This is a genomic window from Streptomyces sp. JNUCC 63, from assembly GCF_054366325.1.
The window spans coordinates 6,104,067-6,118,383 of record NZ_CM135963.1; the positions used below are offsets into that span (position 1 = coordinate 6,104,067).

A 14,317-nucleotide genomic window follows, 5' to 3' on the forward strand; every position below is an offset into this window, starting at 1 on the left:
CCATCATCGAAACCTGCTCCCCGCCGACGCGGGGACGACCCTCCCGATGAGGGCGAGCTGCGGCCGCAGCTGCTGTGCTCCCCGCACACGCGGGGATGCGGTGGGAGATCATCCGTCCCCCTCCAGGTCTCCCTCAAGTTCGAGGTAGGTCGCCCGGAGCCGCTCCAGGGTCTCCTGGTCCGGCTCCGCCCAGAGGCCGCGGTCCGCCGCTTCCAGCAAGCGTTCGGTGACGCCCCTCAAGGCCCAAGGGTTCGACTTCCGCATGAAGTCGCGGTTCTCGGCGTCGAAGACGTACTCGGTGCTGAGCTTCTCGTACATCCAGTCGTCGACGACCCCGGCGGTGGCGTCGTAGCCGAACAGGTAGTCCACGGTCGCCGCCATCTCGAAGGCGCCCTTGTAGCCGTGCCGGCGCATGGCCGCCATCCAGCGCGGGTTGACCACACGGGCGCGGAAGACCCTGTGCGTCTCCTCGCCCAGCGTGCGGGTCTTCACCTGGTCGGGTACGGCGCTGTCGCCCACGTACGCCTCGGGGCTCGCCCCCGTCAGGTGCCGCACCATGGCGACCATGCCGCCGTGGTACTGGAAGTAGTCGTCCGCGTCGACGAGGTCGTGCTCCCTCGTGTCCACATTCTTCGCGGCCACCGCGATCCGCTTGAACGCCGTCTCCATGTCCCCGCGCGCCGCTCGCCCGTCCAGCCCGCGCCCGTAGGCGTAGCCGCCCCAGACCGCGTACACCTCGGCCAGGTCGGCGTCGGAGCGCCAGTTCCGCGCGTCGATCAGCGGCAGCAGGCCCGCGCCGTACGCGCCCGGCTTGGAGCCGAAGATGCGGGCCGTCGCGCGCCGCCGGTCACCGTGTTCGGCGGTGTCCTCGTCGGCGTGGGCGCGCACGAAGTTCTGCTCGGCGGGCTCGTCCAGCTCCGCCACCGCCCGTACCGCGTCGTCGATCAGGCCGACCACGTGCGGGAACGCGTCCCGGAAGAAGCCGGAGATGCGGACCGTGACGTCGATGCGCGGCCGGCCCAGTTCCTCCAGCGGGACGATGTCGAAACCGGTCACCCGGCGCGACGCGTCGTCCCACACCGGGCGGCAGCCCAGCAGTGCCAGGATCTCGGCGATGTCGTCGCCCTGGGTGCGCATCGCGGACGTACCCCAGACCGTCAGGCCGACCGACTCCGGGTACTCGCCCGTGTCCTGCAGGTACCGCTGCACGAGCGAGTCCGCGAGCGACTGGCCGACCTCCCAACTCAGCCTCGACGGAATCGCCTTGGGGTCGACCGAGTAGAAGTTCCGGCCGGTCGGCAGGACGTTGACCAGACCCCGGGTCGGGGAGCCGGACGGACCCGCCGGGACGTAACCGCCGTCCAGCGCCCGCAGGATGTGCCCGATCTCGTCCGTCGTACGGGCGAGCCGGGGCACGACCTCGTCGCAGGCGAAGTCCAGCACGGCCACCGCGTCCGGAAGTTCGGCACCCAGCACCTCCCGCATCAGAGCCCCGCTCCCGGAAGCCGCCCAGCCGCGTTCCTCCATCCCCTCCGCGATCCGCCGGCACAGCTGCTCCAGCAGATCGATCGCGTCGGCGGCCGTACGCGCCGGACCCTCCACCAGGTCCGTCAGCTCCACCGGCACCTTCACCGGCGCACCCGGCTCGGCCAGCAACTCCTTCTCTGTCAGCCCGAAGTGCTCCGCCAGCGAGGCCCGCAGCCCCGGCAGCGCGTTCGCCTGCCCACCCCACACCTGCGAGGCGCGCAGCACGGCGAGCACCAGGTTCACGCGGGGCTCACCGACCGGGCCGCCGCCCAGGATGTGCAGGCCGTCCCTGATCTGCACGTCCTTGATCTCGCACAGATAACCGTCGATGTGCATGACGAACTCGTCGAACTCGTCGTCGTCCGGCTGCTCGTCCACGCGCAGGTCGTGGTGCAGCTCGGCGGCCTTGACCAGGGTCCAGATCTGCGCCCGCACGGCCGGTGCCTTCGCCGGGTCCAGGTCGGAGACCAGCGCGTACTCGTCGAGCAGCTGTTCCAGCTTGGCCAGGTCGCCGTAGGTGTCCGCGCGCGCCATCGGCGGCACGAGGTGGTCGACGACCGTGGCGTGCCCGCGCCGCTTGGCCTGGGTGCCCTCGCCGGGGTCGTTGACGATGAACGGGTACACCAGCGGCAGGTCGCCCAGCACCGCGTCCGGCGCGCACCCGCGCGAGAGCCCGAGGCCCTTGCCCGGCAGCCACTCCATCGTGCCGTGCTTGCCCATGTGGACGATCGCGTCGGCGCCGAAGCCCCCCTCCGATGCCGCGGCCTCCAGCCAACGGTAGGCCGCCATGTAGTGGTGGGACGGCGGCATGTCGGGGTCGTGGTAGATCGCGATCGGGTTCTCGCCGAAGCCGCGCGGCGGCTGGATCATCACGACGACGTTCCCGAACCGCAGGGAGGCGAGCACGATGTCGTCGCCGTCGACGTACAGCGAGCCCGGTGGCTCGCCCCACGCCTCCAGCATCGCGTCCCGCAGCTCGGGGTCGAGCTTGTCGAACCACGCCCGGTAGTCGGCCAGCGGCACCCGCGCGGGTGCGGCGGCCAGCTGCTCCTCCGTCAGCCACTCCACGTCGTGGCCACCGGCCTCGATCAGACGGTGGATCAACTCGTCGCCGTGGTCGGGGTACCCCTCGACCACGTACCCCGCGTCCCGCAGCGCGTCCAGCACCCGTACCGCCGAGGCAGGCGTGTCCAGACCGACCGCGTTGCCGACCCGCGAGTGCTTGGTCGGGTACGCGGTGAAGACGAGCGCGATCTTCTTCTCGGCATTCCGCTTGTGCTTCAACCGCGCGTGCCGTACGGCGATTCCGGCCACCCGGGCGGCCCGCTCGGGGGCGGCGACGTACACCGGCACGTCGTCCGGGCCCTGCTCCTTGAAGGAGAACGGGACCGTGATCAGCCGTCCGTCGAACTCCGGGATCGCGACCTGCATCGCCGCGTCCATCGGGGAGAGGGCCGCGTCCGACCCGTCCCACGCGGCGCGCGACGAGGTCAGGCAAAGCCCTTGCAGCACCGGGATGTCGAGCTCGGCCAGCGCCCCGACGTCCCAGGACTCCTCGTCCCCGCCCGCCGACGCCTGCGAGGCGTGCGTGCCGCCGGCGGCGAGGACGGTGGCGACCAGGGCATCGGCCCGTCCCAGGATCTCGTACAGCCCCGCGTCGGCACCGCGCAGCGAACCGCAGTACACCGGAAGGGCGTTGGCGCCGCGCGCCTCGATCGCGTCGCACAGGGTGTCCACGAAGGCGGTGTTGCCGCTCAGTTCGTGGGCGCGGTAGAAGAGCACGCCCACCGTCGGGCGGCCGTCCACGAAGGCACGGTCGCCGTGGACGCCGTGCTCCGGCATCTTCCGCGGCTCCTCGAAGCCCTCGCCGGTCAGCAGCACCGTGTCCGACAGGAACCGGGCCAGCTCGGCCAGGTTCGCCGGACCGCCCTCGACGAGGTACCGCAGCGCCTCCGCCACCACCCCGGCCGGCACCGACGACTCGGCCATCAGCTCCGCGTCCGGCACGGCCTCGCCGCCCAGCAGCACGGTCGGAACGCCGGACGCCCTCAGCGCGGCGAGCCCGTCCTCCCAGGCGCGCTTGCCGCCGAGCAGCCGTACGACGGCGATGTCCGCGCCGTCGAGCAGCCCGGGAAGCTCCTCGGCGACGTCCACGCGGGTCGGATTGCCGATCCGGTAGGAGGCGCCCGAGGCACGGGCCGCCAGCAGATCGGTGTCGGCGGTCGACAACAACAACACTGTGCTCATGCGGGCGCTCCCGGTGGAATGAAGGGCAGTCCTTGCGGCGCGCCCGACTCGATGAGCCGCCACAGCGCGTCCGTGTCCGCGTGCTGTTCGATCAGGTCGCCGAGCCGGTCCAGCTGCTCCTCGCGCAGCGCGGCGAACGAGGTGTCGGCGGCCGGTACGAAGCGGCGGCCCGCGGCGGCCGCCACCTCGCGCAGGAAGGCACGCCGGAAGCCGTCGGACTCCAGCGAGCCGTGCCAGTGCGTGCCCCAGACGGCCCCGACCCGGCAGCCGTCCAAGAAGGGCTCCCCGCCCATGACTTCGGCGACCCCGTGGTGGATCTCGTAGCCCTCGACCCGTTCGCCCAGGGCCTCGCCCTCGGGCCGGGTGAGGGTCTTCTCGCGGGCGAACCGGACCCGTACGGGCAGCAGCCCGAGGCCGTTGACCCGCCCGGCCCGCGACTCGACCTCGTCCTCGATGTGCTCGCCGAGGACCTGGAAGCCGCCGCAGACGCCGAGGACCGGCCGCCCTTCGGCAGCCCTGCGGCGCAGCGCCTCCGCGAGGCCCCGCTCGCGCAGCCACTGAAGCGCCCGGACGGTGCCCCGGGTCCCGGGCACGATGACGAGGTCGGCGTCGGTCAGCTCCTCCGAGCGGTCCACGAACCGTACGACGACGCCCGGTTCGGCGGCGAGTGCGTCCACGTCGGTGAAGTTGGACATCAGCGGAATCGCGCAGACGGCGACCCGCAGCACGTCCTCGCCCACCGGGGGCGCCACGGCCGACTCCCGCACCGCGCCCCGGAGCGACACCCTCCCCCGAGCTCTCGACTGCGTTCGAGCAGGGGGGACCCCCATCCCGTCCTCCTCGTCGATGCCGAGCCCGTGCCGGAAGGGCAGGACGCCGTACGTGTGCCGTCCGGTGAGCCCGTGCAACATGTCGAGCCCGGGTTCGAGCAGCGAGACATCGCCCCGGAACTTGTTGACCAGGAACCCGGCGACCAGCTCCTGGTCCTCGCGGGACAGCAGGGCGAGCGTGCCGAAGAAGGAGGCGAAGACGCCGCCGCGGTCGATGTCGCCGACGACCAGCACGGGCAGCCGAGCCCCCCGCGCGATCCCCATGTTGACGATGTCGGTCCGGCGCAGATTGATCTCCGCCGGGCTGCCCGCCCCCTCGCAGATCACCGCGTCGTACGTGCCCCGCAGCTCGGCGAGGCAGTCCAGCACCGTGCCGAGGAGCTTCTGCTGCCGCCCGCCGTGGTAGCCGCGCGCGCTCAGCTCGCCGACCGGCTTCCCCAGCAGCACGACCTGGCTGCTCTGCTCGCCGCCGGGCTTGAGCAGCACCGGGTTCATCAGCGCGGTCGGCTCGATCCGGCACGCCTGGGCCTGCATGGCCTGCGCCCGCCCGATCTCGGCGCCCTCGCGGGTGACGAAGGAGTTGAGGGACATGTTCTGCGCCTTGAAGGGCGCGACCTTCACGCCCTGCCGCACCAGCCACCGGCAGATCCCGGCCGTGACGACGCTCTTCCCGGCGTCGGAGGTGGTGCCGGCGACGAGCAGACCGCCGTTCATGACGTACGTCCTCTCCTCAGCAGCCGTGCGCCCGCGCACACGCCGAGCGCGAGCCAGCTCACGCGCCGGGAGAGCCGTACGGCCCGTTCGATGTCCCCCGCCCGGACGGCGCGCCCGGAGCCGTTGAGCACCGGGCGGTGCTCCACGCGCCCTCCGTAGGAGAGCGTGCCGCCCAGCCGCACGCCGAGCGCCCCCGCGAACGAGGCCTCGACCGGGCCGGCGTTGGGGCTCGGGTGCTTGCCGGCGTCGGCGCGCCAGGCCCGTACGGCACCCCGTGGGTCGCCTCCCGCGACGGCCGCGAGGGCGGCGGTGAGCCGTGCTCCCGGCCATCCGGCGAGGTCGTCGAGGCGGGCCGAGGCCCAGCCGTAGCGGCGGTAGCGGGGGGACCTGTGCCCGACCATGGCGTCCAGGGTGTTGACGGCCCGGAAGCCGAGGAGGCCCGGCACTCCGGCGACGGCGCCCCACACCACGGCGCCCACCACCGCGTCGGAGGTGTTCTCGGCGACGGACTCGACGACGGCCCGGGCGATCCCGTCGGCGTCCAGCGCCTGCGGATCGCGCCCGCACAGGTGCGGCAGCCGCGCCCGGGCGCCCTCGACGTCCCCGGCCCCGAGCGCCTGCCCGACCGCCCGTGCCTCCCGCGCGAGCGAGGTGCCGCCGACGACGGCCCAGGTGGCCGCGGCGGTCAGGGCGACGGAGGCGGTACGGGAGCGGTGCACGGCGGACGCGGCGAGCGCGGCCGTCACCACGGCGCCCCCCACGCACACCGCGGTGTGCAGGGTGCCCCAGCCGCGGTGGTCCCGCCACAGCACGTGTTCCACGGCACCGGCGGCCCGTCCGAACACGGCGACCGGGTGCCCGCGGCGGGGATCGCCGAGGAGCAGGTCACCGAGGAGGCCGGCGGTGGCGCCGTACGCGAAGACGCGGTCGGCACCCATCGGGTCAGCCGGCCGTGGGTGCGGTCGGGATGTCGCTGGTGAACCTCGGTCGGCAGCCGCGCATGGCGATATGTCCTCACTCAGGGTGTCCACGCCCTGGTTCGACGAGACCGGCGGTGAGAGTTCCTGGCTCCCGGGGGTTCTTCCCCGGTCACAGTGGCGGGACCGCGCCGGATTCGCACCGGCTTCCTCTCTTGCCGCCGTACATGGCCCCGGCAGTCCACCACGCCCCGTGAACACCCGTCAACCTGCCTTTGACCTGCGGCGGACCAGTGTGCTGAGGCCCACACCCGTGACGCGGCGTCAGTGGCTTGAAACAGCTGTTTTTTACCTCTTCCGCAGGTGTGAAGCTGGGAAGACTTCCGGCATGGACACCCATGGAGGCAGAAGGAGGTGGGCGTTGGCAGGCAGGGAGCCGTCGGGGCGTGCGTGGGTCAGGAGCAGTTACTCCAACCAGAACGGGGAATGCGTGGAAGCGGCCCTCGCACAGGGCCGCGTGCTCGTGCGCGACTCGAAACGGCCAGGGAACGGCGGAGACGGCGAAGTTCTCGCCTTTCGCCGTGCGGCGTGGTGTGGTTTTCTGGCTGGGCTGGGGGACCCGGAGGCGGGCGGCTCATGATCCGCCGGGGGGACGGGAGGCGCACAGATGCGAGAGCGAGCTGAACAAGGGACGGCGTCGGCCGGTGCGGGCAGTTCCGGCGGAGCGAAGGAGAGCCGGCACTCGGCGGTGGGCCCGCTGGCCCTCTTCGCCTTGGTCACCGGGGTCGTCGCGGTGGGGTTGGGAGCGCTGGCGGGGCTCCTGGTGCCCGGTGGTGCGGCGCGGGGTGTCGTCTGGCTGCTGGTGACCGTGCTCATCGCCGTGGCCGCCGGTCTGTGGTGGGGGCTCACCCCGGTCACGGAGCGGCTCCGGGTCCTGAACCGTGCCCTTGCGACGGCTCAGCTCCCAAGCGCGCCCCGTCGCTGACCCCGCCGGTCTCTGAGCCGCTGGAGCGTCGGCGCAGCGCTCTGCCCAGTACGGCGCTCAGTGCCGTGACGAGCGCGGCGCCGACCGCCCCGGCGACCGTCGTGGTCAGCGGGGTGGCGGCTCCGGAGGGAATGCTGGGGGCGACCCGGGTGGCGACGGCGAGGCTGAGCAGCAGAGCACTCGCGCAGGCGGTGCCCAGCAGCAGCCGGGCCGACAGCAGCCGGATCTCGTTGGAGACCCGGGCGCTCTCCAGCTCGATGAGCCCCTGGAGCCATTCCGGCTGCTTGATCGCCTCGACCTTGACGGCGTTGTCGTCGAGTGGAACAGCGTTCTCCGGTTCGACGTCCCCCGTGCGCAGGCGTTGCCACCACGCTCGTATTCCGAAGACCGCCATGGCCCTCCCACCCCGTTCCCGCCCGGGTCGTCCCGCCCGGGGTCAGCTGTTGTCCAGACTCTCCCTGACCGCGGCGAGCAGCTCAGTCATCCGGTCGCCCTCGTACGCGATCGCGCCGATGTCTTCGAAACATTCCTGGAAGCGGACCATCAGCGCCAGGTCGTCACGGCTCGACAGGCCGCCTCCCGGGCCCTCGACGTAGAGCAGGTCGTCGTCGTCCTTGAAGCTCAGCAGGATGAACGGCGTCCCGACGCTGAAGTGCGCCCCGGCGGACAGGGGCAGCAGCCGCAGCGTGGCGCGCGGATGCTCGGCCAGCGTCAGGATGTGGTCGATCTGCCGGCGCATCACCGAGGGCCCGCCGATCTGGCGGCGGATGGCCGCCTCGTCCAGCACGATGTCGATGTCGGGGCCGTCGTCCGCGTCGAAGAACCGCTCCTGCCGGGTGAGGCGGAGATCCACGAGTTGCCGCACACTCGTCTCCGGGATCTGGACCGACAGCAGCGCGGTGGCGTAGTCCTCCGTCTGGAGGAGGCCCGGCAGGACGACCGGGTTGTACATGCGGATCGTGTCCGCCGAGCCCTCGTACCCCAGGTACAACGCGTACTGGGGTGACACCACGTCGCTGTACTGCGCCCACCATGACTGTCCCTTCGAGCCGCGGGCCGCGTCCTCGAGCTCCGCGACCAGTCCGGGGTCCGTGACCTCGTACAACTGCAGCAGTGCTCGCAGGTCCGTGACTCCGAGGCTGACCGTGCCCGCCTCGATCCTGATCAGTTTCGAGAGCGACCATTCGAGGGCTTTCGCGGCGTCCCGCTGGGTCATCCCGGCGTTTTCGCGGGCCTTGCGCAGTTCGATTCGCAGCCTGCGTCGGTTGAGGCTCGGATCGATGTCTCTTGGCATGGCGCTCCCTGCCACATGTCGGCGTTGACTCGTCGGGCTGCCACCATCGAACAGTAACTACCCATGAGAGTAGGTGACTTAGACCACGGCGGCTAGCGTTCGTCAGTATGACATGTGTCGTTTTGATGGGCTCACGCTGCTGCGTCGAATGCGAATAAACCCCCCGCAAGGGGCACACAGTGCCCTACGGGGGGTGATGCAGAAGTTGCGCTTGGGGCCTTGTCAGGCCGGTGTTCCTTCTGGTGTCAGCTCACAATCAGGGAAATTCCATAGGCGACAGCCGCCGCGCACAGCGCGAAGCACACATACGCCCCGGCTGTGGCGACGAGGGCCGACTCGCCGCGGTTCGATGCCGCCTCGCGGCGGGAGAGACCGGCGATGCCGAGGGTGAACAGGGCGACGAGGCCCACCGATACGCCGAGGCTGACGCCGAAGACGGAGCCGAGGGCCGCCCAGTCGATCTTCATGGTGCTTCTCTTCCTTCTGCCTGGACGCGGGCTCAGACGGCGGCGGCCGGCGGGGTCGCCGTGGGCGCGGGGGCGGGCGTGGCGGGCGCGGACGCCTGGGCGGGGATCGTCGCCGTGAGTTCCTCGCTCGCCGGGGAGGCCGGGGGCGGGGTGACGGCGGCCATGGCCTGGGTGACCACGCCGGCCGGCTCCTCGGTGTCGCCGGTGTGGGTGTCGTTGACGTTGGTGTGGTCGACGACCTCGCGGCGGGAGATCTTCCAGATCGCGGCGCTGGAGGCCACCAGGAACACGGCGACGAACGCGGTGCCCCAGTCGCCGAGGCGCGTCACGGCCTCCGCGCCGGCCCCGACCAGGGCCGCGGCCGGCAGCGTGAGGCCCCAGGCGACGAGCATGCGGGTCGCGGTGGACCAGCGGACGACACCGCCCTTGCGGCCCAGGCCGGCGCCCATCACCGAGCCGGAGACGACGTGCGTGGTGGACAGGGAGAAGCCGAGGTGGGAGGAGGCCAGGATGGCGGTGGCCGCGCTGGTCTGGGCGGCGAAGCCCTGCTGCGGCTGGAGGTCGGTCAGGCCCTTGCCCATGGTGCGGATGATGCGCCAGCCGCCGATGTAGGTGCCGAGCGCGATGGCCACGCCCGCGGAGGCGATGACCCAGACGGGAGGGTTGGAGCCGGGGGCGAGGGCGCCGCCGGTGACCAGGGCGAGGGTGATGACACCCATCGTCTTCTGCGCGTCGTTGGTGCCGTGGGCCAGCGAGACCAGGCCCGCGGAGGCGATCTGGCCGGCGCGGTGGCCCTTCTCGGCCGCCTTGCCGTCCGACTTCTTGCCGAGGCCGTACGACAGCCGGGTCGCGAACAGCGCGGCGATGCCCGCGACGAGTGGGGCGGCGAGCGCCGGGATGAGCACCTTGGTGACCAGGGCGCCGCCGTGCACCGCGCTGAAGCCGGCCGAGGCGACGGTGGCGCCGATCAGACCGCCCATGAGGGCGTGCGAGGAGCTGGAGGGGAGCCCGACCAGCCAGGTCAGCAGGTTCCAGAGGATCGCGCCCACCAGGGCGGCGAAGATGACCTCGGGACGGATGCCGCTCTCGTCGACGAGACCTTTGGAGATCGTGTTGGCGACCTCCACGGAGAGGAAGGCGCCCACCAGGTTGAGCACGGCGGACATGGCCACCGCGACCTTGGGCTTGAGTGCGCCGGTGGAGATGGTGGTGGCCATCGCGTTGGCGGTGTCGTGGAAACCGTTCGTGAAATCGAACGCGAGTGCGGTGACCACCACAATCGCGAGGATCAGCGAGAAGTTTTCCATTTACCTGGCAATCGTTCGAGCGTCATTGGCGCGTTGAACGTAGGTAACCAGGGTGAACAGAAGATGAACTGGGGCGGTCGTCGCGGTGTCCGTTCCTGTGATCCGCCAGGGAGACGCTGGTCACTTCCGGGGCGTGTCCTGACAGGATCGGGGCATGACGGAGCAGCGGCGGGAGAGAGAAGACGTACAGGGGCACGCAGGGGGCGCGCGGAGTGCGGCGGAGGTGGCCGGCGCATGGGAGGCGCTCGTCGCGGCGGCCCGCCGCACGGTGGCCGACGGACTGGTCGCCGGCACCTCCGGCAACGTCTCCGTGCGCGTGGGCGACACCGTACTGGTCACCCCGTCCGGTGTCCCCTACGACCGGCTCACACCCGACGACGTGACCGGCGTCGACCTGGAGGGACGGCAGGTGCTCGGCACGCTGGTGCCGACCAGCGAGCTGCCCCTGCACCTCGCCGTCCACCGCACCACCGACGCCCGCGCCGTCGTCCACACCCACGCCGTGCACGCGACGGCCGTCTCCACGCTCGTCACCGAGCTGCCGCCGATCCACTACATGACCGGCGCGCTCGGCGGGCCCGTCCGGGTCGCCCCGTACGCGATGTACGGCACCGAGGAGCTGGCCCGGAACACGCTGCGCGCGCTCGCCGGCCGCACCGGCTGCCTACTGCGCAACCACGGCACGATCACCTACGGCACCACCCTCGACCAGGCCTACGACCGCACCGCCCAGCTGGAGTGGATGTGCCGCCTCTGGCTGACGGCGTCGTCCGTGCCCGGTCTGACGCCGGCCCTGCTGACGCCGGAGCAACTGGCGCAGGCGGGGGAGCGGCTGCGGGGGTACGGACAGCCGGGGCGGTAGCGGCCTGTGCGGGCGGCGCAGGGGTGAACGCCGCTCTTCGGTGGAACTCGCAGGGTCATGTCACCCCGACCCTTCCTCCCACTGGCCCGTGGCCGGGTACGCCACGACACTGGTCCCGTGCGCACAGTCACAGCGACGGCCGCGGCCGTCACCGCAGTCCTGGCGGCGGCCGGCGCGACGAGCGTCGCCGCGGGCCGGCTCGCCAGCGACGCCGCGCTCAGGGCGGTCCCGGGCCGGCCGCTGCCCACCGAACCGCGGCTGACCGTGCACGGCACGGCCGCCGGCCAGATCACCCTCACCCGGGACCTGGCCTCCCTGCGCCCCGGCACCTACGGTCTGGCCGGCAACGACTCCCACGCGGTGGTCGGCCCCGTCCTGCCCGGTGCCCCGCACCGCCCCGACACCGTCGTACGCCGCCTGGAACGTGTCACCCACGGCTCCCTGCACCCCCGCGACAAGGTGTGGCTCACCCCCGGCCTGCACGTCGGCAACCCCCGCTCCGCGCTCGGCCTGGACCACGACGACGTGGAGGTCCTGGGCGAACTCGGCGCCCTGCCCGCCTGGTTCGTGCCCGGGGTGCGCGAGACCTGGGTGATCGCGGTGCACGGTCTGGGCGCCACCCGCGAACTGGCCATGAACGTCATGGAGTTCCTGCACGACCGGCACTTCCCGGTGCTGGCCCTCGCCTACCGCGGCGACGTCGGCGCGCCCCGCTCCCCGGACGGGCTCAACCACCTCGGCGAGACCGAGTGGCGCGACCTGGACGCGGCGATCCGCCACGCGGTGCGGTACGGGGCCGAGCGGGTCGTCCTGCTCGGCTGGTCCACCGGCGCCACGATGGCCCTGCGGGCCGCCCGCCGCTCGGAGCTGCGCGAGCGCGTCTCCGGGCTGGTGCTGGACTCCCCGGTGCTCAACTGGGAGGTCACGGTGCGGGCCCTGGCCCGGGCCCGGCACACCCCGGGGCCGCTGCTGCCGCTCGCGGTGCGCGCCGCGCAGGGGCGCGCCGGCCTGTACGGCGACCGGCTCACCGAGGCGACCGATCCCGAGGGGCTCACGGTGCCGACGCTGATCTTCCACGGCCCCGGCGACCAGGTGGCCCCCTGGCAGCTCTCCCGCCGCCTCGCCGACCGCCGCCCCAACCTGGTCGCCCTGCACACGGTGCGGAACGCTCCGCACGGCGCGATGTGGAACGCCGACCCCGAGGGGTACGAGGAGACGCTGCGGCGCTTCCTGACGCCGCTGATGTGAGCCGGGGCGGAGGCCGGGGCCCGCGGGTGGGCCGGACCGGGCCGTTCGGGTTCCGTTTCGGCCGGTGACCGCGGCCCCCGACGGCCTTCGGCGCCGGCCTGATGGCGTCGTGCCGCCCTCCTCCCGACCCCTCCCTTGGCCATCCCCGTCGCCCGGCGTGACATTCCGTTTGGGTTTTCGGACCGTCAACCGGAAGACTGCACCCGTGACGTCCCGTATCCCGCGCGACTCCAGGCTTCGACTCGTCCGCCCGCGACCCCTGGCCGCCGCCCCCCGAGCCGTGAACCAGCGGCATCCGCGCCGCGCCGCGCCGCGCCCTCCGGAGGGCACTCCGGCCCCCGCGGAGCTGGCCAGAATGGCGCGCTCCCGGCTGGCCGGGGCGGCCCGCGTGGCCCGCTGGGCCGACGCCGCCCTCGGTCCCGGCCGCGACGGGGCGACCGGCGGCGGCAAGGCCACCCTCTCCGACGCGTCCGCCGAACACGCGGCCGGTGCCCTGGGCCTGACCGCCGATCAGGTCCGCGTCGACTGGGACACCGCCCGTCTCGCCGGCCTGATCGAGGTGCACGGCGACAGTGCCCGCTCCGGCTGGCGGCTGCGCGCCTGGAACCGCGACGACAGCGCCGTCCTGCGCGGCTGGGTCGCCCTCTTCGACGCCTGGTCGCTGGCCTGCCCGGAGCCCGGGGGCCACGAGCCCGCCGCCGTCGCCGAGGTCGTCTCGGCCATGCCGCAGGTGCTCTCCTTCCTCCAGCTCTCCGCCGGCCCCGTCCCCGTCGACCAGCTCCTCGACCTCCTCCAACAACGCGTCACCGAACTCCGCACCGAACGCTGCGAGATCCCCTACGACCCACAACCCACCCCGACCGCCCCGGCAACGACCGGTGCCGGCGAGCCCGTGGGCCCGCGCCCCGGCGCCGCGCACGGGGCGGCGGGCCCTGCCGCCCGGGCCGCCGACGGCAGTGGGCCCGGGGGTTCGCGACGCGCCGCCGCGCACGGGTCGACGGACCCGGCCGCCTCGGCCGCCACCGAGGCCGGCGAGCCCGTGGGCCCGCCGGTTCCGGGCGCCCCGTCCGACGCCGCCGCCTCCGACCCGGCGCTCCCCGCGGCGCCGCCGACCGGCGCGCCCGCCGGGGCCGTTGCCGAGCCGGCCGGCGGCGCCGCGCTCGCGCCCCTGCTCGACTGGGCGCTGCGGGCGCTCGCGTCCGTCGGGGCGCTCACCTACGGGGGCGAGCAGGCCACGCTCACGCCGCTCGGCAGCTGGGCGGTCTGGGTCAAGCTGGAGCAGATCTGTGTCGCCGCCCAGAGTCCCGCGGGGAACATCGAGCAGTCGGCGGAGGACATGCTTCGCGGCTGCGCGCAGCTGCGGCCGAACGCGGCTCGGGCCGAATACCGGGCCTGGCTGGCCGCCAGGCCCGTCGGCAGTGCCGTCACCGAGCTGCTCGGTGCCGCCCGCGGCGAGGACGCCCTGCTGCGCGGCCTCGCCTTCGAGGCGCTGCGGGTCGTCGGCGCGCCCGCCGAGCCCGACGTACGGTCCGTGCTCGACGAACCGGCGCTCAGGCCGTACGCCCTGCTGTGGCTCGCCGAGCACGACGGCGTCGACGCGGAGGACGCCCACGAGGTCCTCACCCGTGAGGAAGCCACGTGGCTGTGGGTGGACACCGCCGCCGCCGTCGCCGACCACGGCGAGGCCCCCATGCTCGTACGCCACCTGGAGGCCGCGGTGCAGCCCACCGTCCCGGCCCTGCTCGACGAGGTGCGCGCCGTGGGCCACCCCCGCACCGTGCAGGTACTGGTCGCCCTCGCCGCAGCCCACCCCGACCCGGCCCTGGCCAAGGCCGTCCGCCGGGCCGCCTTCCAGGTGCACACCGGGGGCAGCTGAACCTGTCCGGCGGAGCATGCCGGAACCGCGGGGTCCGGCATGC

The 14,317-nt window shown here is 73.1% G+C and carries 11 protein-coding genes and 1 riboswitch; of the genes, 4 read left to right on the forward strand and 7 right to left on the reverse strand.

The window, feature by feature from the left end; translation table 11 throughout:
• Positions 1-108: 108 nt before the first annotated feature.
• Genes cobN through ACX25U_RS28085 form a run of 3 tightly spaced genes read right to left on the reverse strand, consistent with a single transcriptional unit; the run spans position 109 to position 6,256 of the window.
• Positions 109-3,774 (reverse strand): cobaltochelatase subunit CobN, encoded by a 3,666-nt coding sequence (gene cobN / locus ACX25U_RS28075; RefSeq protein WP_454383995.1) that lies wholly within the window; start codon positions 3,772-3,774, stop codon positions 109-111.
• Complete coding sequence (locus ACX25U_RS28080; RefSeq protein ID WP_454383997.1) at positions 3,771-5,318, reverse strand: cobyric acid synthase; 1,548 nt, start codon at positions 5,316-5,318, stop codon at positions 3,771-3,773. The genes cobN and ACX25U_RS28080 overlap by 4 nt, the downstream gene beginning before the upstream one ends.
• Positions 5,315-6,256 carry a cobalamin biosynthesis protein gene (locus ACX25U_RS28085; RefSeq protein ID WP_454383999.1) on the reverse strand — a complete coding sequence of 314 codons (942 nt, stop codon included), beginning with the start codon at positions 6,254-6,256 and terminating at the stop codon, positions 5,315-5,317. The genes ACX25U_RS28080 and ACX25U_RS28085 overlap by 4 nt, the downstream gene beginning before the upstream one ends.
• 101 nt (positions 6,257-6,357) lie before the next feature.
• Positions 6,358-6,496: riboswitch (cobalamin riboswitch) on the reverse strand.
• A 127-nt stretch (positions 6,497-6,623) separates the two neighbouring features.
• On the opposite strand from ACX25U_RS28085, the gene ACX25U_RS28090 reads away from it, so the two are divergent.
• The gene (locus ACX25U_RS28090) at positions 6,624-6,875 is read left to right on the forward strand and encodes a DUF397 domain-containing protein (protein WP_454384001.1); all 252 of its coding nucleotides are present in this window, start codon (positions 6,624-6,626) and stop codon (positions 6,873-6,875) included.
• Between the two features lie 274 nt (positions 6,876-7,149).
• Here ACX25U_RS28090 and ACX25U_RS28095 read toward each other — a convergent pair whose 3' ends face one another.
• From ACX25U_RS28095 to ACX25U_RS28110, 4 genes are all read right to left on the reverse strand, one after another.
• Positions 7,150-7,614 carry a hypothetical protein gene (locus tag ACX25U_RS28095; RefSeq protein WP_454384003.1) on the reverse strand — a complete coding sequence of 155 codons (465 nt, stop codon included), beginning with the start codon at positions 7,612-7,614 and terminating at the stop codon, positions 7,150-7,152.
• Between the two features lie 42 nt (positions 7,615-7,656).
• Positions 7,657-8,514, reverse strand: a complete 858-nt coding sequence (locus ACX25U_RS28100; protein ID WP_454384005.1) for a helix-turn-helix domain-containing protein — start codon at positions 8,512-8,514, stop codon at positions 7,657-7,659.
• 245 nt (positions 8,515-8,759) lie between these two features.
• Positions 8,760-8,981, reverse strand: coding sequence for a hypothetical protein (locus tag ACX25U_RS28105; protein ID WP_454384007.1), 222 nt, complete (start codon positions 8,979-8,981; stop codon positions 8,760-8,762).
• A 32-nt stretch (positions 8,982-9,013) separates the two neighbouring features.
• The gene (locus tag ACX25U_RS28110; protein ID WP_454384009.1) at positions 9,014-10,288 is read right to left on the reverse strand and encodes an anion permease; all 1,275 of its coding nucleotides are present in this window, start codon (positions 10,286-10,288) and stop codon (positions 9,014-9,016) included.
• A gap of 154 nt (positions 10,289-10,442) precedes the next feature.
• On the opposite strand from ACX25U_RS28110, the gene ACX25U_RS28115 reads away from it, so the two are divergent.
• The 3 genes from ACX25U_RS28115 (at position 10,443) to ACX25U_RS28125 (ending at position 14,274) form a co-directional block, all read left to right on the forward strand.
• On the forward strand, positions 10,443-11,150 hold the full coding sequence (locus ACX25U_RS28115; RefSeq protein WP_454384011.1) for a class II aldolase/adducin family protein: 708 nt from the start codon (positions 10,443-10,445) through the stop codon (positions 11,148-11,150).
• Between the two features lie 117 nt (positions 11,151-11,267).
• Entirely contained in the window at positions 11,268-12,398 is a 1,131-nt protein-coding gene (locus ACX25U_RS28120) for an alpha/beta hydrolase (protein ID WP_454384013.1), read from the forward strand.
• A 355-nt stretch (positions 12,399-12,753) separates the two neighbouring features.
• On the forward strand, positions 12,754-14,274 hold the full coding sequence (locus ACX25U_RS28125) for a hypothetical protein (protein WP_454394545.1): 1,521 nt from the start codon (positions 12,754-12,756) through the stop codon (positions 14,272-14,274).
• Positions 14,275-14,317: the final 43 nt, after the last annotated feature.

What these genes read in the sequence shown, in the direction of transcription:
- ACX25U_RS28080 (WP_454383997.1), bottom strand. Translation starts at nt 5,318, where the DNA reads ATGAACGGCGGTCTGCTCGTCGCCGGCACCACCTCCGACGCCGGGAAG.
- ACX25U_RS28115 (WP_454384011.1), top strand. Translation starts at nt 10,443, where the DNA reads ATGACGGAGCAGCGGCGGGAGAGAGAAGACGTACAGGGGCACGCAGGG.
- ACX25U_RS28100 (WP_454384005.1), bottom strand. Translation starts at nt 8,514, where the DNA reads ATGCCAAGAGACATCGATCCGAGCCTCAACCGACGCAGGCTGCGAATC.
- ACX25U_RS28125 (WP_454394545.1), top strand. Translation starts at nt 12,754, where the DNA reads ATGGCGCGCTCCCGGCTGGCCGGGGCGGCCCGCGTGGCCCGCTGGGCC.
- ACX25U_RS28105 (WP_454384007.1), bottom strand. Translation starts at nt 8,981, where the DNA reads ATGAAGATCGACTGGGCGGCCCTCGGCTCCGTCTTCGGCGTCAGCCTC.
- ACX25U_RS28090 (WP_454384001.1), top strand. Translation starts at nt 6,624, where the DNA reads ATGGACACCCATGGAGGCAGAAGGAGGTGGGCGTTGGCAGGCAGGGAG.
- ACX25U_RS28085 (WP_454383999.1), bottom strand. Translation starts at nt 6,256, where the DNA reads ATGGGTGCCGACCGCGTCTTCGCGTACGGCGCCACCGCCGGCCTCCTC.
- ACX25U_RS28110 (WP_454384009.1), bottom strand. Translation starts at nt 10,288, where the DNA reads ATGGAAAACTTCTCGCTGATCCTCGCGATTGTGGTGGTCACCGCACTC.
- cobN (WP_454383995.1), bottom strand. Translation starts at nt 3,774, where the DNA reads ATGAGCACAGTGTTGTTGTTGTCGACCGCCGACACCGATCTGCTGGCG.
- ACX25U_RS28095 (WP_454384003.1), bottom strand. Translation starts at nt 7,614, where the DNA reads ATGGCGGTCTTCGGAATACGAGCGTGGTGGCAACGCCTGCGCACGGGG.